The 19,087-nt window shown below is 65.5% G+C and carries 16 protein-coding genes; 8 read left to right on the plus strand and 8 right to left on the minus strand.

Annotated elements, in window-relative coordinates; all coding sequences use genetic code 11:
- The first annotated feature begins 2 nt into the window (after window positions 1-2).
- The gene (gene pncA / locus H8F01_RS06815; protein ID WP_187058257.1) at window positions 3-650 is read left to right on the plus strand and encodes a bifunctional nicotinamidase/pyrazinamidase; all 648 of its coding nucleotides are present in this window, start codon (window positions 3-5) and stop codon (window positions 648-650) included.
- 7 nt (window positions 651-657) lie between these two features.
- Here the strand turns inward: pncA and H8F01_RS06820 are convergent, their stop codons facing one another.
- The 3 genes from H8F01_RS06820 to H8F01_RS06830 all read right to left on the minus strand — a co-directional run bounded on the left by H8F01_RS06820 (window position 658) and on the right by H8F01_RS06830 (window position 1,834).
- Window positions 658-846, minus strand: a complete 189-nt coding sequence (locus H8F01_RS06820) for a CPXCG motif-containing cysteine-rich protein (protein ID WP_187058258.1) — start codon at window positions 844-846, stop codon at window positions 658-660.
- 32 nt (window positions 847-878) lie between these two features.
- The gene (locus H8F01_RS06825) at window positions 879-1,301 is read right to left on the minus strand and encodes a hypothetical protein (RefSeq protein WP_187058259.1); all 423 of its coding nucleotides are present in this window, start codon (window positions 1,299-1,301) and stop codon (window positions 879-881) included.
- 74 nt (window positions 1,302-1,375) lie between these two features.
- On the minus strand, window positions 1,376-1,834 hold the full coding sequence (locus tag H8F01_RS06830; protein WP_187058260.1) for a putative toxin-antitoxin system toxin component, PIN family: 459 nt from the start codon (window positions 1,832-1,834) through the stop codon (window positions 1,376-1,378).
- A 52-nt stretch (window positions 1,835-1,886) separates the two neighbouring features.
- Between H8F01_RS06830 and H8F01_RS06835 the strand changes: the two genes are divergently transcribed.
- From H8F01_RS06835 to H8F01_RS06845, 3 genes are read left to right on the plus strand one after another with little or no spacing between them, the layout of a single operon-like run.
- On the plus strand, window positions 1,887-2,159 hold the full coding sequence (locus tag H8F01_RS06835) for a hypothetical protein (protein ID WP_187058261.1): 273 nt from the start codon (window positions 1,887-1,889) through the stop codon (window positions 2,157-2,159).
- Window positions 2,156-2,662 carry a M48 metallopeptidase family protein gene (locus H8F01_RS06840; protein WP_187058262.1) on the plus strand — a complete coding sequence of 169 codons (507 nt, stop codon included), beginning with the start codon at window positions 2,156-2,158 and terminating at the stop codon, window positions 2,660-2,662. The genes H8F01_RS06835 and H8F01_RS06840 overlap by 4 nt, the downstream gene beginning before the upstream one ends.
- 34 nt (window positions 2,663-2,696) lie before the next feature.
- Window positions 2,697-3,608 carry an ion channel gene (locus tag H8F01_RS06845; RefSeq protein ID WP_187058263.1) on the plus strand — a complete coding sequence of 304 codons (912 nt, stop codon included), beginning with the start codon at window positions 2,697-2,699 and terminating at the stop codon, window positions 3,606-3,608.
- A gap of 7 nt (window positions 3,609-3,615) precedes the next feature.
- Here the strand turns inward: H8F01_RS06845 and H8F01_RS06850 are convergent, their stop codons facing one another.
- Complete coding sequence (locus H8F01_RS06850; protein ID WP_187058264.1) at window positions 3,616-4,578, minus strand: quinone oxidoreductase family protein; 963 nt, start codon at window positions 4,576-4,578, stop codon at window positions 3,616-3,618.
- 193 nt (window positions 4,579-4,771) lie between these two features.
- Here H8F01_RS06850 and H8F01_RS06855 point away from each other — a divergent pair, with 193 nt between their 5' ends.
- Window positions 4,772-5,692, plus strand: a complete 921-nt coding sequence (locus tag H8F01_RS06855) for a sulfotransferase family protein (protein WP_187058265.1) — start codon at window positions 4,772-4,774, stop codon at window positions 5,690-5,692.
- Between the two features lie 23 nt (window positions 5,693-5,715).
- Here H8F01_RS06855 and H8F01_RS06860 read toward each other — a convergent pair whose 3' ends face one another.
- On the minus strand, window positions 5,716-6,996 hold the full coding sequence (locus H8F01_RS06860; RefSeq protein ID WP_187059191.1) for an aspartyl/asparaginyl beta-hydroxylase domain-containing protein: 1,281 nt from the start codon (window positions 6,994-6,996) through the stop codon (window positions 5,716-5,718).
- A 202-nt stretch (window positions 6,997-7,198) separates the two neighbouring features.
- On the opposite strand from H8F01_RS06860, the gene H8F01_RS06865 reads away from it, so the two are divergent.
- Window positions 7,199-8,779 carry a tetratricopeptide repeat-containing sulfotransferase family protein gene (locus H8F01_RS06865; protein ID WP_238481176.1) on the plus strand — a complete coding sequence of 527 codons (1,581 nt, stop codon included), beginning with the start codon at window positions 7,199-7,201 and terminating at the stop codon, window positions 8,777-8,779.
- On the plus strand, window positions 8,776-10,350 hold the full coding sequence (locus H8F01_RS06870; protein WP_187058266.1) for a tetratricopeptide repeat-containing sulfotransferase family protein: 1,575 nt from the start codon (window positions 8,776-8,778) through the stop codon (window positions 10,348-10,350). The genes H8F01_RS06865 and H8F01_RS06870 overlap by 4 nt, the downstream gene beginning before the upstream one ends.
- 25 nt (window positions 10,351-10,375) lie before the next feature.
- On the opposite strand, the gene H8F01_RS06875 is transcribed toward H8F01_RS06870, so the two are convergent.
- The 3 genes from H8F01_RS06875 to H8F01_RS06885 all read right to left on the minus strand — a co-directional run bounded on the left by H8F01_RS06875 (window position 10,376) and on the right by H8F01_RS06885 (window position 16,388).
- Window positions 10,376-12,202 (minus strand): tetratricopeptide repeat-containing sulfotransferase family protein, encoded by a 1,827-nt coding sequence (locus H8F01_RS06875; RefSeq protein ID WP_187058267.1) that lies wholly within the window; start codon window positions 12,200-12,202, stop codon window positions 10,376-10,378.
- Window positions 12,203-12,272: 70 nt separating this feature from the next.
- The gene (locus H8F01_RS06880; RefSeq protein ID WP_187058268.1) at window positions 12,273-15,242 is read right to left on the minus strand and encodes a TonB-dependent receptor domain-containing protein; all 2,970 of its coding nucleotides are present in this window, start codon (window positions 15,240-15,242) and stop codon (window positions 12,273-12,275) included.
- Window positions 15,243-15,596: 354 nt separating this feature from the next.
- Entirely contained in the window at window positions 15,597-16,388 is a 792-nt protein-coding gene (locus H8F01_RS06885; RefSeq protein WP_187058269.1) for an AMP nucleosidase, read from the minus strand.
- A 180-nt stretch (window positions 16,389-16,568) separates the two neighbouring features.
- On the opposite strand from H8F01_RS06885, the gene H8F01_RS06890 reads away from it, so the two are divergent.
- A complete protein-coding gene (locus tag H8F01_RS06890; protein WP_187058270.1) occupies window positions 16,569-18,983 on the plus strand; it encodes an acyl-CoA dehydrogenase in 2,415 nt (804 codons plus the stop codon).
- Window positions 18,984-19,087 lie beyond the last annotated feature (104 nt).

The raw sequence follows: 19,087 nt of genomic DNA on the forward strand, positions 1-19,087 counted from the left end.
CCATGAGCACTTCCGTCAGCAGCCGCGCTGCCCTCATCCTGGTCGATGTGCAACCGGACTTCATGCCCGGCGGCGCACTGGCCTGCCATGAAGGCGACGCCATCGTGCCCGGCATCGACCAGCTGCTGAAACGCGACATCTTCCCTTATGTCGTGGCCACGCAGGACTGGCATCCGGCCGACCACGTTTCATTCACCACTTCGCATCCCGGTCGCGAGCCGTTCGAACGCATTCCGCTGTACGGCCACGCCCAGACACTGTGGCCGCCGCATTGCGTGCAGGATACGCCCGGCGCGGAACTGCATCCGGCCATCGACTGGTCGCATCTGGACACGGTGATCCGCAAGGGCGACGACCCCCGCGTGGATTCGTACAGCGGCTTTCGCGAGAACCATGGCCCGCACGGCAAACGACCCTCCACGCCGCTCCATGAGTGGCTGCGCGAACAGGGCGTGGACGAGGTTTACGTGTGCGGACTGGCGCGTGACGTGTGCGTGCTGTGGACGGCACAGGACGCTGTGGACCTGGGTTACCGCACGCACGTGCTGTGGGACCTGACGCGCCCGGTCTCGCCGGAGACGGACATCCCCACGCGCCTGCGTTTCGAAAACCTGGGCGTGCGGGTGATCGAGTCGTCCGCGCTGGCCTGAGCCAGCGTCAGCCATCGTTCTCGGTGGCGACGCTCACCTGCGGGTCACCGTCCTCATCGACGCTTACGCTGATATCGATGGGCCGGCAGCAGACCTGGCAGTCTTCGTAGTAACGCTGGCTGTCGACGGAGCCATCGACGAGTATCTCGATGGCTTCGCCGCAGTAGGGGCAATGGATGAGGATGGGTTCGAGCATGATGCCCTCGCCGACTCACATCGGCCGGTCGCTCAGCGCTTGGCCAGCGACAGCGACGAACCCCACTTGTTGACCTGCACCACGGTGCTTTCACCCGCGGCCAGGTTGGTGTCCACGTGTGCATCGCTGCTCACCGTGTGGCACGCACCGGAGTTGCGCAGCGACACGGTGTGCGCACCGCTGGGCACGTAGAGCGTGGCCTGCTCGCCGGTTTCCAGCTGCGCGGCGAACTTGTCGTCGACCATCACCTGGCTGGAGCAGCCGCCGCCGAAATAGCCGTTGGCGCGCACGATCTGGAGCGTGGCATTGCCATCGCCCGGTGCCTGGTAGAGGAACTGGCGATTGGACACGACGTCCTTGATGACCTTGTCATGGTCGTTGGTCACGCCGCAGCCGGTCAGGGCCACCATGGCCACCAGCACTGCCGCCGCCGCTGCGTTCTGCATGATCTTCATCACCGGACTCCACCTTGGATAGTTAGCTTTTTGAGCATCGCGAACACGCGATCAATCAGTTGTGAATCGTACGCTCAGGACAGGGGTGGTTCCCATGCCGAAGGGCACAGGATGCGAAACCAGCCCTCGCGCGCCGTGCGGCGGGCCAATTGCAGCACCGCCTTGTCCTTGCTGAGCAGCTCCTGCGCCCCGGCCGCCAGCGCCAGCTCCAGGAACTTCTGGTCGTCCGGGTCGGCACAGCGGGGCAGCCGGATGTCCGGGTGCAGCGCCAGCGCCTCCGTCGGCAGCAGGGTTACCCAGCGGTCGAATTCGGCGGCCGCGCCCTCTTGGGCGGCTTGATCCAGCCCGAATGCGGGATAAGTCAGTACGGTCAGCCATTCCGCCCGGCAGGGCTCGTCCACCACCGCGACGACCGCGCCCCGCACCAACGCATCCATAAGGCGGGCACAGGCGGGATCTCGGAATACGAACAGGTCGAGCGCGACGTTGGTATCGAGGACAAGCCGGGGAACGGGAACAGGCATGGCACGCATGGTGGCATAGCCGGTCGGCTAAAATGCGCTTTCCGACACGTGGATTGCCGACATGACCGAACGCCTCTTCGACGATTACTCCGTCCGCGCCACGGCGATTGCCGAAGGATCGCGCTACAGCGCCTGCCTGGTGGTCACGCCGCGTGCGCGCCACGGTTTCCCCGTGTATTTCGCCGTGTGCGAAAACCGCAGCTTCCGTGAGCAGGCGCTGGCCGAAGCCGCCGCCGAGAAAACCCTGGGCGCCATCGAATCGCTGGAAGAGGACGGCACGCCGGTATTTCCCGAGGGCTACACCGGCTTTGACGACGAACCACCCGCAGCATGATTCCGCTGAAGTACCTCGGCGGCTACCCGCCCGCCGTGCTGGACAAGGTGCGCCAACTCATCGACCGTGATGAACTTGGCGATTACCTGCAAAAGCGTCACCCGGGTCGCCACGACGTCCAGAGCGACAAGGCGCTTTACGCCTATACCAACGCGCTGCGCCAGGAGCACCTGCGCAACGCGCCCGGCATCGACCGCGTGTGGTACGACAGCAAGCTCGACGTGATCAGCAAGGCGCTGGGCATGCACACGGCCATTTCGCACGTGCACGGCAGCCGGCTCAAGGCGCGCAAGGAAATCCGCATTGCCTCGCTGTTCCGCGACACGCCGCCGGAGTTCCTGCGGATGATCGTGGTGCACGAACTGGCCCACCTGAAGGAAGCCGAGCACAACAAGGCGTTCTACCAGCTGTGCCAGTACATGCAGCCGGACTACCACCAGCAGGAGTTCGACCTTCGTCTGTTCCTGACCTGGCGCGACCTTGCCGCAAGGTCGCCGCAGTAGAATCGACGCGCCCCTTCCCCGACCGGTAGCGCCCATGCCCGTGTGGTTTCGCCAGTGGCTCAATCGCCCCCGCACCATCAGCATCGGCGGCCGGCCGTTCATCAGCGAGGGATTGACCCAACGCGTCTGGGACGACATCTACCACTTCGCACTCACCATCCGCTGGCCGACCTTTTTCGGCCTGGCAGCAGCGGTGTTCCTGACCGTCAATGCCCTGTTCGGCGTGCTTTACCAGCTGGGCGACCACGCCATTGCCAACCAGTTTCCCGCCGGTTTTCCCGGCGCGTTCTTCTTCAGCGTGGAAACACTGGCGACGGTGGGTTACGGCGACATGCATCCGCAGACGCTGTACGGGCATGTCGTGGCTACCGCGGAAATCTTCGTCGGCATGCTGAGCATCGCCCTGGTCACGGGCCTGGTGTTTGCCCGCTTCTCACGGCCGCGCGCCAAGATCATGTTCGCTGACCACCCAGTGATCCGGCTGGTGCATGGCAAGCGCACGCTGATGATCCGCGTGGCGAACGCCCGCCAGAACGCCATCGTGGAAGCCTCGGCCAAGCTGCACCTGCTGGTGCGCGAGAGTTCGCCGGAAGGCTTTCGCCTGCGCCGCATCCATGACGTTCCCCTGCTGCGCGACCGCCACCCGGTGTTCATGCTGAGCTGGAGCCTGATGCACATCATCGATGAGCAAAGCCCGATGCATGGCATGAGCGAGGAAGACCTGGCGGCCACCGAGGCCACGCTCATGCTGAGCATCGAGGGAATCGACGAAACCACCTCGCAATCCATGCTCGCCCGCCACCAGTGGAGTTGGCGCGAGTGGCGCTGGAACCATCGGTACATCGATCTGGTAAGCGACGACGAACAAGGCGTGAGCCATATCGATTACGGCGTCTTCCACCATGTGCTGCCGGTGGAAGACAACGAGGACACCGACCGCTTCTGAGCCACCCTTACAGGGTCAGCAGCACCTTGCCGACGGCGGCGCGGCTTTCCAGATAGGCATGCGCCTGTGCGCCATCGCGCAGCGGATAGCGCGCGGCGATACGCGGCGTGACCACGCCCTGGCGGATCTGCTCGAACAAGGCCGCCGCACGTTCCCGGCGTACCTCGGCGCCCGTCAGCACGTTCCACAGGTCGCCGCCGGTGAGGGTGAGCGAGCGATCCATCAACAGGCGGGGATCGACGGGATCGGGGTCACCCGCTGCCATGCCGTAGAACACCACCGTGCCGCCGATGCGCGCGGCCGCGAGGCTGTCCGGCAAGGTGCGCCCGACCGAGTCGTACACGACATTCGCGCCATGGCCGCCGGTCAGCGTGCGTGCAGCATCCACCCATTCCCCATAGCCCACTGCCGCATCGGCCCCGGCGGCAATCACGGCGTCCCGCTTGGCCTCGCTGGAGGCGATGCCGAGCACCACGACACCCAGCGCCTTGAGCATCTGCACCAGCAGCAAGCCCACGCCACCCGCCGCCGCATGCACCACGGCGACGTCGCCCCGGCGCGCCACAAAGCTGTCCGTTACCAGGTATTGCGCCGTCAGTCCCTGCAGCAGTACCGCGGCCGCCGTGTCGAAATCGATGTCGTCAGGCAGGGGAATCAGGCGATCGAGATCGACTGCCACCCGCTCGGCATTGGCGAGGGCCATATCGGCGAAGCCCACGCGTGTACCCACGGGAAACCGCGTGTCCCCCGCGGCCGCCACCTCCACGACCCCCGCCCCCTCATAGCCCAGCACCCAGGGAGCCGCACCGCTCAGGTGATAGTTGCCGTTACGGCGGTAAACGTCGGCGAAATTGAGGCCAACGCTCTTCATTCGCACCACCACCTGACGGGGCCCGGGCTGCGGATCCGGGTGCTCTTTCCAGTGCAATACGTCGGCAGGGCCAAAGCGGTCGAAAGTCAGTGCGTGCATGGGTCTGTCCCGAGGGTTCGGCAAAGAATGGCAGATTTATCAGTGGGATCGCTCGCCTGGCGAGGTGCGTGCGTGACGGTCCTGTCAGTTTTTCCTTACGTGAAGCTGTACTTTTGGTCAACGTGGTGCAAAATCACGCGTTATTCACCTCCGTTGACCGGCCGTCTCGGCCACTGTTCAGGGAGTCAAAACCATGCAGCGTACGTTCGTCGTGGGATGTCCACGATCCGGGACCACCATCGTCCAGGCCTTGCTGGCGCGCCACCCTTCGATCTACACGCTGCCGGAAACCGCGTTCTTCGAGCAACTGCACGGCGACCTGGCATGGCGCTGGGGCGACACGGGCACGCAGCCGAGCCGCCGGCGCTGGCGCCAGTCCCTGGGAATGACCCGCCGCCACGTGCGCGAGACCTTCGCCGCGCTGCACCTGCAGCTGACCGGCACCCAGGCATCCCGCCCCGCTGCGTATCACTGGCGCGCACTGTCCCGTCAGTTCCTGGAACTGCTGGACCGTTCTGCAGCCACATCACAACGTTCGATGTGGCTGGAGAAGACCCCCAACCACCTGCTCTACATCCCCGAGATCGAATCACTGGCACCGGACGCCCGTTTCGTCCACGTGGTGCGCCGGGGGATGGACGTACTGGCGTCGCTGGCCGACGTCTATCTCCGCTTCGAGAACGATGACGCCTTCGGCGGCGGCACCGTGCACTGGGCACGGCGCTGGAATCGCGCCATGGACATCCATGGCCAGCACGTGGGCCGCGCCAACCACCATTTCATCTTCCTGGAAGACCTGGTGCGCCAGCCCGACCATGAGTGGGCCCGCCTGTGTGCGTTCCTGGGCCTGCCGCCGGATGCGCCGCTGGAAAGCGCCTGCCAGCAGTCCATTGCCAACCTGAAAGACGAACCCTGGAAGGTATCGGCCATCGAAGGCCAGGTGCGCGAGGCCGACCGCAAGGTGGACGGCCTGTTCGGCCCCAAGCTGCAGCGCTGGCTGCACGACCGCCTCGCCTCCTACGACGACCTGCGCGAGCAATGCATGGCCAGCCGCATTCGTCCTTCACTACGCGTGGTGAAAACCCGCGACCTGCAGGTGGCCGGAGGGGGCTGAACCCGCCCCGGCATGGCCGCGGCTCAGGCGCCGCGGACGGGCACCTCGGTGGCGCGGTTGAAGTCGCCGATGGCCTCGACCAGTTCGGTCACGGCGACACGCTCCACTTCCGTCAAATCGGGATTCCAGCTGTCCAGGATCACCACCACGCGGGTGCGGTCGCTACGATTCCACGCCTCGTGCTCGTAGGTGTCGTCGAAGGTGACGCAGCGACCTTCCTTCCACTCATGCAGCTCGCCGCCGACATTGATGGCGCAGTCCGGTGGCACGATCAGCGGCAGGTGCGTCACCAGGCGCGTGTTGGTCACGCCACGGTGCGGCAGGATGTGGGTGCCAGGACGCAACACGGAGAACAGCGTCTCCGGCGCATGATCGCGGATGCGCACCAGCGGAATGCGTTCGAGAATGGCCGAGGTACGCGGGCAGCGCGCATGGTGCTCGTCGAAGCGATCGCCATGGCGATAGAAGAAATAGCCATCCCAGGCGGCCGGCTGTGCACCCGAAGAACTCAGGTGCCCCTTCAGCTCCTCGGCCGTCTGATTGCCAAGGAAGGGCAGCAACGGCTGGTTTTCAGCCAGCACGGCCTGCAACTCCTCGCGGATCACATCGGTAGCCGTCTCCAGCTCCGCCTGCCACGGAAAACGCTCCGTGCCGTAGTAAGGCTGGCTGGGCACGCCCGGGAAATACAGGAATTTCGGCTTCTGCCGGGGGTCCGGCAGATTGGCGGGGCGTTCACCCAGATAGATCGCCAGGCACTCCTCCACACGCGACAGCTCCGCGCGTCCGTGGCGCTGGCGCAGCGGCTCCAGTACGGCATCGAACAGGCCACGCCGGCCGGCATCGATGAAGCGTATCGCGTGCTGTACCGACTGACGAAGCCCCGGCGCAGTGGTGTTGTCACTCATCCAGCGCCCGTGCGCCTGTGCCGAATTGACCGCGCCGAAATAGGCGAGCAGTGCGCGATGCGTGTCGCCCAGCTGTTCCAGCGCCAGGCCAAGGCGCAGTCGCGCCACGAACATGTCCGGTGCGGCATCCACGCACGCACGCAGGCTCTGGACCGCCCCATGCAGGTCGCCCATCGCGCTCTGCACCACGCCACGCTGGTGCAGCAAGTCGGGGCGGCCGGGATGCAGTCCGACCGCGTCATTGAGCATGGCCAGTGCGCGACCGGCATCACCCCGGGCCATGTGCCGGCTGGCGACGAACTGCAGTGCCTCGGCATCGTCGGGCACCTGCTCCAGCAAGCGCGCAAAGTACTGCTCGGCCAGCGCCGCGTCCCCTTGCCGCAATCCGTTCAGCGCCATTTCGCGCAACGCGGACACTGCCACTCCCACCCCGCTATTCATCATTGCTCCCACCGCTTGCGACAAGCCTGTAGCCAACCGGGCGCCACGGTCCCCACCGCGGCGCATATGGGCATAATAGACGTGTTTTGACGGGCCGCACGCGCTTTTTTTCGTCAGCCGGAGGACGTGCGGCGGAGGTCATCCCTGAATCGGGTCACTGATGAATTCGCGACTGCAAGGCTTGGGGCCATCGGCCACCCAACACGTGATGATGGCCGCCCAGGCGCTGGACGCCGGGCGCGCCGACGAGGCGGACCGCCAGCTCGAGCGCGTCCTCACGGCCTATCCCGACCATCCTGAAGTGCTACGCATGAAGGCGGGCATCCTGAGCCTGCGAGGGCAGCACCACGACGCCGTGCGGCTGATGCAGCGCGCCCTGGTGCACCGGCCGAACGACGCGCTCTATCACAACACGCTGGGCTCGCTGTTCGGCAACGCCGGTGACTACGAGGGCGCGATCGTCGCCCTGCGCCGCACTTGCGAGCTCGATCCGCGACTGGCGATGGCCTGGTACAACCTCGGCGTCATGCTCACCAAATCGGTGCGCAACGACGAGGCGGCCGAGGCGCTGCAACGCGCGGTGGCGCTGGCGCCCGACCACATCGGCGCACGCGCCCTGCTGGCCGACCTGCTGCGCACGCGCGGCGACGTCGATGCGGCCGCCACGGAATACCGTCGCTTGCTGGCCGCTCGCCCGACCTTCGGGCTGGCCTGGTGGGGCCTGGCCGACCTGCGCACCCGACGCTTCGATGCCGCCGACATCGCCAGCATGCAGTCCGCACTGAAGCGAGCCGATGCGACCGAGCAGGACCGCATCACGATGGGCTTTGCGCTCGCCAAGGCATTGGACGACGAGGGTGACTATGCCCGCGCCCTGGACGCACTGGCCCAGGCCAACGCCATCGCGCGTCGTTACCAGGCGTGGGACGCACCGCGGTTTTCCACCGGCATCGGCTCGATCTCCGACGCGTTCGAACCACCGCCGACAGGCAGCGCGAAACCGCAGGGCAGCGAGGTGATCTTCATCGTCAGCCTGCCCCGCTCCGGCTCGACGCTGGTCGAACAGATCCTGGCCTCGCATTCGTCGGTGGAAGGCGCCGGCGAACTGCCGGACCTGCCGCGCGTGCTTGCCGAGGAAACCCAGCGACTGGGTGGCAAGCCCATTCCGCAGTGGGCGCGCGAAGCCACGCCCGACGACTGGCAGCGACTGGGCCAGCGCTATCTGGATCGCACCGCGCGCTGGCGCAGCGAGCGTCCCGTCTTTACCGACAAGCTTCCCAACAACTGGATCTATATCGGCGCGATCCGCGCGATGCTGCCGGGCGCGCGTGTGGTGGTCGTGCGGCGCGATCCGCTGGAAACCTGCTTCTCCTGCTATCGGCAACCCTTGGACGCCAGCAACGGCTACAGCCGCAGCTTCGGTGACCTGGCCAGCTTCTGGCGTGACTTCGACCGCAGCGTGGCACGCAGCGCGGCGCTTCATCCGGGCCATGTGCGCGAGCACAGCTACGAGGCCATGGTGGCCGATCCCGAAACGCAGATCCGCGAGCTGCTGGCCTTCTGCGGGTTGCCGTTCGAAGAAGCCTGCGTGAACTTCCACCAGAACCAGCGCGTGGTGCGCTCGCCCAGCGCCACCCAGGTGCGCCAGCCGATGCGCAGCGATACCGCACGATCACAACGCTATGGCGCGCTGCTGAACCCGCTGCGCGCAGCCCTGGGCCTGCCGGACAGCCCGGGATGACGCTCGGCACGACGCCCCCCGGAAACGTGCAGGCCCTGCTTGCCGCGCTGGCCACGGCGCCCGAGGGCGAATGGCTCGAGCAGGGGCGCACACTGATGCTTCACGGTGAGCTCCCCGCGGCGCTCACCGTATTCGACGCGGCCACGCAGCACTTTCCGGCATCGTCCGAGGCCGTACTCGGTTTCGCCGGCTTGCTGTGGCAGGTCGGCAACACCTCGCGCGCCGAACAGGTGCTGGCTGAGCGGCTGCAAGCGCATCCGACAGATGCCGGCGCCGCCTTCCTGCTTGCCTCGCTGCTGCGCGAACAGGGCCGGCTGACGGCCGTCGGACAGACCTTGCGCACCTTGTTCGCGCAGGGTCCGCATGACGTCGATACCGCTATCCGCGCGGTGGAGATGCTCGACGACTATGGCCGTCCAGACGACGCCTTCGCGATTTGCGAAATCGCGATCGACGCGGGTGCGGACGACCCTCGCCTGCACGCCTATGCGGGCATGCTCGGCATCCAGCTTGGCCTGTTCGAGCGCACGCGGGCCCACTACACCCGCGCGCTTGCACAAACGCCGGACGCGCTCGACTGGAACATCCCGCTCGGACTTGCGGGTCTGCAGCGCTACGACACGTCGGCGCATGAGGATTTCGCGTTCTTCCAGGAAGCCCTGCAACGCCCCGGACTGACCGAGCCTACGCGACGTGCATTGCTGTTCGCGCTGGGCAAGGCGCATGACGATGTTGGGGATTTTGCCGCGGCCACCACCTATCTGCGGCAGGCGAACGCAAGCGTCCACGCGGCTGGCAACTGGTCGCGCAAGCACTGGAAGCGCAGCATCGAGGCGCGGCTGGCGGCAGCGCCGCCGTCGGTGGTGCTCTCCGCTCCGGAAGACTGGACGCCGGTATTCGTGGTGGGCGTGCCGCGCTCGGGTACCACCCTGCTCGCGCAGCAGCTGGCGCGCTATCCGGGCGTGAAGAATCGCGGCGAGCTGGGCTGGCTGGAATTCTGGGAACAGCGCCTGTCACCGATAACGCCAACGCGCCGGCAACTGGAAGAAGCCGCACGCCAGGTTGAGCAACAGCTACGCCAGGACGACGGCGATGCACGCTGGTACATCGACAAGCAGCCGCTGAATCTGCTGCGTGTCGACCTGGCCATGGCGCTGTGGCCAAACGCGCGCTTTATCCATTGCGAACGTGACGCGCGCGATATCGCCCTGTCGCTGTGGTCGCAGCTGTTCCACGATCAGGCGCACGACTACGCGTACGACTTCAGCGACATCGCCACGGTGATCCGCGACTGCCAACGCCTGGCAGCCCACTGGCAGGCGCGCTATCCCGCGTCGTTCCTGAGCGTGCGCTATGAGCAGTTCGTCGATGCGCCGGAAGAAACCCTGGCCACCATCGCGCAGTGGCTTGGCCTGCCAGGCGAACCCGCGCCCAACGCACAGGCTCCGCAGACCAGCATCGCCACCGCCAGCACCTGGCAGGCGCGGCAGGCGGTGTACCGGAACTCAGCCGGACGCTGGCAGCAATACCTTCCCTATCTGCCGGAACTGGCGGCGATCAAGCCGGGCTGATCGCCACCCATCCGACGCCGCCCCATCAGGCTGGCGAACTGTCGTAACCCCAGTGGCGCAACATCGGTTCGAGTATCGGCAACAGCGGCTCGAACTGCTCGCGATACTTGTGCCAGCGGCCCACCGCCCGGCGATTCACCGGCTCGATCACCTGCGAGTAGCTGGGCGTCGCGATGTAGGCCTTGCCACGCGCATGCTGGTCAAAGGCCAGCATGGGCGCGCTGTCTTCCAGCTCGAGGAAAGCCGCGATGCGCGAAACCTGCTGCGGGAAATCGTCGACCAGGTCCTCGTAGCGCGACACCATCACCGACGGCTGCAGGATGGCCACCTCATCCAGCCAGCACTGCATGGTTTCCACGTAGGCATGGGCAAGACGCTCGAGGCTGCCGCAGGCCGCGGCCAATGCACTGGAACGGAAACTCTGCATGTAGCAGCTCAGCAGCACATCGCAGGGATGGCGCACGGCGAGGACAAACTTGGCCTGCGGGAACAACCGCACCATCATCGGCAACCACTGCATGTTCAGCGGGTTCTTGTCGACGAGTCGCGCATCCCAGTTGCGCTGGATGCGCTCGTCCACCATCGCGTGGTAACGCTTGCGCAGCTCGTCCACGTCGAACTGGCGCAGCACGCTGAGGTCATCGAGGATGCGGCGATCATGATTGCCGAGAATGCCGGCGAGCCGGTTGAAGAACGGATTCTCGTCCATGGACTGCAGGCCCGGGTGCGCGTCGAGCACCTGTTCCAGCAAGGTCGTGCCCGAGCGTGGGAAGCCCACCACGAACACCGGCGAATCGTGCATCTCCGGTGCAATCAGCTGCGGCCAGCGCGCGACCTGCTCGGCAGTCACGCGAGGAGCGTCAACCGGCATGGCGGGGGCACCCGGCACAAAGAATTCGGGTGAATCGAAACTGCGTTCCGCGGCTTCCATGCGATGCGCCACCTGCAGCGCCTCCATGGCTTTACTCGTTTCTCCGAGCTTGTCGTAGGCAGAAGCGAGCAGGTAGTAATGATTGAAGCTGCCTTCGGACTCCGGCCCGGTGACCTCCAGCAGATCGCGTGCCGCCGTCGCATCGCCACGGCGCATGGCCAGCGTCGCCACAACATGACGGGCCTCACGCGTCTGTACGTTCGACGCGCCGGACCCGGCACGCAGCACGGGCACCAGCACCGCGTCGGCATCGTCAAGGCGATTGAGGCGCTCGTAGTGGTTGGCCAGCAGCAGGCGCACGTCGAACTGCCCGGGCCAGCGCGCCAGCAGATCCTCCAGCACTTCGACCGCATCGGGAATATCGTTCTTCAGCGTCAGCACCTGGGCCAGCGACAGCTGCAGGTCGTCATCGTTGAACGGCACCCACTGGCGCCAGCGGCGCAGCAAATCCTCTGCGCCTTCCTGGTCCTGGCAGTAGCAGCAGGCCCGCGCCGCATCGACACGGGCCTCCAGGGAGTCGGGATCGGCCGCCACCACATCCAGCAGAAGGTGACGCGCCGTCAGGTAATCGCGCAACTCGATCAGCAGCAGGCCAAGCTGGCGCTTGGGCGTGATGTTCGAGGGGTCAAGCTCCACAGCGCGCGCAAAGGCCTTGACCGCCTCGCCCTGATGGCCCGTTTCCAGCAGGGCCGTGCCGTAGTTGTTCCAGTTGATGCTGCTTTCCGAGCCCTGCGCGAGTTCGGCATAGAACGGCAGCGCGTCGCTTACGCGGCGCTGCATGTGCAGGCTGATGGCCAGCATCAGCGTGAGGTCAGGGCGGCCGGGGTGAACCGCAAGTGCGGCTCGGCTCAGCTGTTCGGCGCGCTCGGGATGACCGCCGTTGATGGCGGCCCCAATCTGGGAGATGTCGTCGGAAACCATGGCTTCACACATAAAGAAGGGCCGCGTGGAATTCCACGCGGCCCTCAAGGTTAACGCTTATATCAACGGCTTAGAACTTGACCGTGACGCGAGCCCAGTAGTAACGGCCCATCAGGTCGAAGTCGCTCGGGTCGGTGTTGGCGTTGAGCGAGTTGTTCGCGTACAGCATGGGCGGCTGCTTGTCGAACAGGTTATTCACGCCGAAGTCCAGACGGGTGTTGATGATGGCCAGGTTGTAGCCGATCGACACGTCGTTGTAGACGGTTGCACCGTACTTGAGGATCGAGCCCGGGTTGCCGTTCGGCGCGCTGTCCTGCGGCGAACCTTCGGGGCCACCCATCTCGAAGCGACCGATGTAGCGCATGCGCCACTGGGCACTCCAGCCGCCAGCCTGCCAATCCACGAAGCCCTGTGCACGCCAGCGCGGGAAGAAGCAGACGCCGACCGCATCCGGACAAGCCGACGAAGCTGCCGAACCATAGGCAAGCATGTGACCGGCGTTCTTGTAGGTGATGCCACCTTCAGCAGCCGTACCGGTGCTCTGGTCGTAGTACTTCAGGTAGGTCGCGTTGACGCCAACGTTGAACTGGCCGAAGGAGAACTGCGGCAGCTTGTAGTTGGCGGACCAGTCGATACCCGAGGTGTTCAGGCTACCGATGTTGCCCACCGGCTCAACCGTGGACTGCAGCAGCTGACCAGCATTCGGACCCGTACCACCCTGACGCTGGATGTACTGGCAGTACTGCGTGGAACCCGCGGCGCAGAGGTTCAGCAGGCTCTGCAGACCCACCGTGGTGATGGTGTTGTTGAGGTTCACGCGCCAGAAGTCGACCGTGGTCGACAGGCCCGGCACGTAGGACGGGCTGTAGACGAAGCCGAAGTCATACGACTTGCCGTGTTCCGGCTTGACGTCGAAACCGGCAACGCGCGAACCCTGCACAACGGTACCGGCCTGCGAAGCACCCGGGAGGGTGTACTGGTTCACGAAGGAACCGTCGGTCGGGACGTTCTTACAAGCCAGGGCCAGCGGCGAACCCGCCGGGGCACCGGTGTAGCCGTTACACGGATCGGTGTGGATCAGCGGAGCATCCGAACCCGAGGCATACAGCTCGCCCAGGGTCGGCGCGCGGAACACGTCTTCCATGGTGCCGCGGAGCAGCAGGTCGTCGAACGGCTTCCACTCCAGCGCGAACTTGAAGTTGTTCGTGGTGCCGAAGCTGCCGATATCCGAGTAACGATCACCGATGGTCAGGTTCAGCGACTGCACGCCCGGCAGGCCGGCCAGAATCGGGATGAACGCTTCGGCGTAGATGTCCTTGGTGGTGTAACCACCCTGCACGGCGCTCAAGCACTGGCTGCCCAGCGTACAGCTACCCGTGGTCGGGTCGATGGTCAGCTGCGGAGCCGGCACGGTGTGCTGGTAGTCCTTGCGGTCTTCAGCACCCAGGGCCAGCTGCACGGCACCGGCCGGCAGGCTGAACAGCTCGCCGCTGATGCCAGCGTGCCAGGTGCGCTCGATGACGTAGCTGTTGGACGGAGCCGTGACGCTGGCTGCCTTCACTGCGGCGATGCTGCCGGCGGACGAGTTGGGCTCGAACGGGTTGAACTGGCAGGCCACCGGATCGACGCCGGCCGGGCAGCTCGCGGTGCCGTCAGCGTTGAGCGTGGAGGCACCGGTGTACAGCTTGGTCTGGTCAACCAGGCCAGCCGTGGTGGTCACGACGCTCTCGTGGCCGTAGTTGAAGCCGACGTCCCAGTTCCAGTTCTTGTCCCAAACGGTGAAGTCGCCCTTGAAGCCCGTGTTGATCTGGGCATCGGTACGACCCGTGAACGCTTCGCGCACACCGTTGGAGGTCAGACGCTGGGTGAAGTTCAGGCCGTTGGACGTGCCGTAGCCGCCGCCCGGGTTGAACACGTTGAACGCGTTGCCCGGGGCAACCGACGCGCCGGTGTTGGTCGTGCCATACACGGCCGGAGCCAACTGGAAGTTGGCCGAGGTCTTCTGGTAGACCGCGTCCACGTAGGCGGTGACGTGATCGCCCAGGTGGTAGTCACCATGCAGGAAGCCGCCGGTGCGCTCCTGCGGGGTCATGATCAGGTTGACCGACGCGTAGTTGTACTTGTCGGTAGCCGGGTTGTAGCAGTGGTAATTCGACGAGTTGAAGACCGTCGGGTTGCCGCCAGCATTCAGCGACACGCGATTGCCGTTGGAACCGCAGCTGAGGCCGCCGGCTGCTGCCGTGGCGGGGTCAACCTGGATGCGGCCCACCGGGGTGGCCGTCGAACCGCCGATGTAGACCTGCGAGCCGGAAAGCGTCAGCGCGTTCTTGGAGAACGAGCGGTTGGCCGACTCCACGCCATCCTGCTTGTTGTAGCTGATGCCGGCCATGATGCAGCCCTTATCGGACGTCTGGCCGAACGTGAAGGTGTAGCCGCTCTGCTCACCGTCGTTACGATCGGACTGGCCGACGTTGGCGGTGAAGGTGGCACCCTGGTAGTTCTTGCGGGTGATGAAGTTCACCACGCCGCCGATGGCATCCGAACCGTACGTGGCCGACGCACCGGTCGGCAGCACTTCGATGCGCTCGATGGCATCGGCCGGAATGGCGTTGGGGTCCTTGCTCAGCAGGCGCTGGCCGTCGATCAGGATCAGCGTGCGCTTGGAGCCAAGGCCGCGAAGGTTGATGGACGACTGGCCCGTACCACCGCCGTTGTTGACCTGCGGGTTGACGTTGCCACCCGTCATGGCCGGCAGCTGCTGGACGAGGTCGCCCAGGGTCTGCTTGCCCGTCGCCTGGATCTGGGCGCGGTCGATGGTGACAACCGGGCTGGCCGTTTCGACGTCTACACGGCGAATCAGCGAACCGGTGACGGTCACCGTTTCAAGCGTCTTGCTCTTGGCCTGGTCGGCAGCCGGTGCCGGCGTGCTGGACTGTGCGTCCTGAGCGAAAGCTGCAGTGCCGTAGGCGCTAGCGGTGAGCATACCCAGCGAAAGCGCCAGGCGCACCGACGTGCACAGTTTATTTTCCCCGAACTTCATGAGAACACCCTCCCGTTATTTATATTGACTGGGTTTGAAAGATTTCCCCGCCTCAAACCCGCGCCCTAGTCACCCAAACTATTTAGGTGCAGACCCCTATCGAGGGTAGTCCACAGCGCTGGGCATTTATCACGCTTTACTTACAGATAGTCAATAAAATCTATACGGCAAGAAATTACCATGTCGCGACAGTTATCGCAGATACTTGCGAAATAATCTGTTCGGAAAGACAACCCCTTGGCGCATCCGCGTCCGCTGCGGCGCACCGACCATCGTTGGAACGGGGTGAAGCCATGGTGAAAGCGGCCTGGCCGGATTCTCCCTTCCGCACCAGACCGCTGATTCTGCAAGGGCTTAGTCGAGGCTGCCCTCTTCCTCGAAACGCAGGTGTTTTACGCTGCGTCCCTTGCGCCGCACCAATTTCAACGCCTCAATACCAATGCGTATGTGGCGTTCAACAAATTGCGCGGTCACGCTGCGGTCGCTTAATTCCGTCTTAACGCCCTCCGGAATCATCGGCTGGTCGGACACCAGCAACAGGGCGCCGCAGGGGATCTTGTTGGCGAAGCCCGCCGCGAAGATGGTGGCGGTCTCCATGTCGATGGCCATGCAGCGGGTCCGCCGCAGGTAATCCTTGAACGCCTCGTCGTGCTCCCAGACCCGGCGGTTGGTGGTGTACACCGTGCCGGTCCAGTAGTCGTAGCCCAGGTCGCGGATCATGGTGGAGACGCCACGCTGCAGCTGGAAGGCCGGCAAGGCCGGCACCTCGGGCAACAGATAGTCGTTGGAGGTGCCCTCGCCGCGGATGGCGGCAATCGGCAGCACCAGGTCGCCGATGGCGTTCTTCTTCTTGAGGCCACCGCACTTGCCCAGGAACAACGCCGCCTTGGGATGGATGGCGCTGAGCAGATCCATCACGGTCGCCGCATTGGGGCTGCCCATGCCGAAGTTGATCAGGGTGATGCCGTCGGCGGTGGCATTGGGCATGGGCCGGTCGCGGCCCCGCACTTCCACGCCATGCCATTCGGCAAAGAGGTCCACGTAATGCCCGAAATTGGTCAGCAGAATGTGCTGCCCAAACTCCTCCACAGGCGTGCCGGTATAGCGCGGCAGCCAGTTGGAGACGATCTCCTGCTTGTCTTTCATTAAGACCCCTTGAGGTCAGCGCGAACGGGGGTTCCGTTGCGCGTTACCGGCGACGCCACGCCGGCACGATGCCAGATCAGTGCGTGCATCTTAGCCGGTGACGGGCGCCAGCTGGATGGTCCGTTGTCATTTTCTTGAACCCTGCCTGCCCACGATGGGTTTTCCGGAAAGGAGAACACCATGCTGCTGATCGGTTGGATCGCCGCCCTGCTCGTATTCCTGGGCCTGGCCTTCGCGGGCCGTGGCTGGCTGGCCTGGGTGCTGGGCGTGGCCGTGCTGCTCATCACCTGGATGGTGCGCGGGGTGGATTCGCCACTCCTTCTATATGTACTGCTTCTCGCCGCGGCATTGGTTGCACTGGTAACCGGTTTTGCGCCACTGCGCCGCGCGCTTTTCGCACGCGCCCTGCTGCCGGTGCTGGCCCGTGTCATGCCGCGGCTGGGCGAGACCGAACGCATTGCGCTCGAGGCAGGCACGGTGTGGTGGGACGCGCAGATCTTCTCCGGCGCGCCCGACTGGGATGCGTTGCTGCGTTTTGAATGCAAGCCGCTTAGCGCGCGCGAACAGGCTTTCATGGACGGCCCGGTGACGCAGTTGTGCGCCATGCTCGACGACTGGAAGGTGCAGCAGCAGCGCGACCTGCCGCCGGAGGTGTGGGAGTTCATCAAGCGCGAGCGCTTCTTCGGCATGGTGCTGCCGGAAACCTATGGCGGGCTGGGCATGTCCGAGATCGGCCATTCGCGCGTGGTCACGCGCATCGCCACGCGCTCGGTGGCCGCCGCCGTTACCGTGATGGTGCCCAATTCGCTGGGCCCCGGCGAGTTGCTGCTCCACTACGGCACCGAGGCGCAGAAGCAGCACTACCTGCCCCGCCTTGCCGATGGCCGGGAGGTTCCCTGTTTCGCGCTCACCGGACCGGAAGCCGGGTCCGATGCCGCGGCCACGCAGTCCGAAGGCATCGTGGAATGGGGCCAGTGGCGTGGCGAAGAGGTGATCGGCCTGCGCCTGAACTGGAACAAGCGATACATCACGCTGGCGCCGGTGGCCACGCTGATTGGCCTGGCCTTCCGCCTTAAGGACCCGAACGGTTTGCTCGGCGGCCCAGTGGATCGCGGCATCACCTGTGCGCTGATCGCCCGCGACCTGCCTGGCGTGGTGATCGGCGCGCACCACGATCCCATGGGCGTGCCGTTTGCCAATGGCCCCATCGAAGGCCACGACGTGTTCGTTCCCATCGACGCCATCGTCGGCGGCGTTGAGCAGGTGGGACGCGGCTGGCGCATGCTGATGGAAAGCCTCGCGGCGGGGCGATCCATCTCGCTGCCCGCGCTCGCGGTGGGCGCGGCACAGATGGCCACGCGCATTTGCGGTGCCTACGCCACGGTGCGCGAACAGTTCGATACGCCCATCGGCCGCTTCGAAGGCATCGAAGAACCGCTGGCCCGCATTGCCGGCCTGACCTATCTGATGACGGCCACGCGCACGCTCACTTGCGGCGCACTGGATGCAGGCGAAAAGCCGGCGGTGCTCGGCTCCATTGCCAAGGCCTATCTCACCGACGCCATGCGCGAAGTGGTGAGCGACGCCATGGACATCCGCGCGGGCGCGGCGATCCAGCGCGGTCCGCGCAATCAGCTGTCGCCGATGTGGATGTCCGTGCCCATCGGCATCACCGTCGAGGGCGCCAACATCCTGACCCGCTCGATGATCATCTATGGCCAGGGCGCCATCCGCTGCCATCCGTGGGTGCAGAAACTGATCGAAGCGATTGCCGCGAAGGACCTCAAAGCCGTCGACGCCTGCACCTTCGGCTACATCAACTTCGTATTCACCCGCGCCGTGCGGGCACTGTTGCTGGGGCTGACCAGCGCCCGGCTGGCCAAAGCGCCCGCCAACGAGCTGACGCGTTACTACCAGCACCTCACGCGCTTTGCATCGGCCTTCGCGCTGATTTCCGATACCTGCATGGCGACCCTGGGCGGCTCGCTGAAGCGCCGGGAGAAGATCTCCGGTCGCCTGGCCGATGCGCTGGCCTGGCAGTACCTCGCCGCGGCCACGCTCAAGCGCTACCACGACGAAGCCAAGCTCGCCTCCAACTACGACCTCGCGCGCTGGGGTGTGGCGCTGGCGCTCTATCGCACGCAGGAGGCGCTACGCGGCGTGCTGGATAACCTGCCGGCCGGGTTCGCGGCCGGTGTGGTCCGCCTGTTGGTATTCCCGCTGGGCGCACGCTTCCGGCCGCCGTCGGACCGGCTGGGCCAGCGCGCGGCGCGCGCCATCCTGGAAGACCGCGAAGCGCGCATCCATCTCACCGGGGACATCCACGTGCCCGGCCCGCAGGAACCCGGGCTCGGCGAGCTGGAAGCGGCGCTGGACAAGGCCGTGCGTGCCCTGCCGGTGGAAACCAAGTTGCGCGATGCTATCCGCGCCGGCCAGCTCGACCGGGCGTCGGGCGACGAACTGGGCCAGCATGCCCTGGCGGCGGGCATCATTACCCAGGCCGAGTACGACGCACTCAGCGAAGCGGACGAAGCGCGCAACGCGGTGGTACAGGTGGATGCCTTCGACCTGGAGGTCTACCGCCAACTGCGCTAGGCCGGCGACGGGCCATCCCCTTGCCGTGACAAAACCCGTGGCATCATGAGCCAACGGTCAGGGTCGGCACGTACCGGGCTGCGTGCTATGTTGCCCTCGCTTGT

Origin of the sequence: Dyella telluris (assembly GCF_014297575.1) — a bacterium.
GTDB lineage: Bacteria > Pseudomonadota > Gammaproteobacteria > Xanthomonadales > Rhodanobacteraceae > Dyella > Dyella telluris.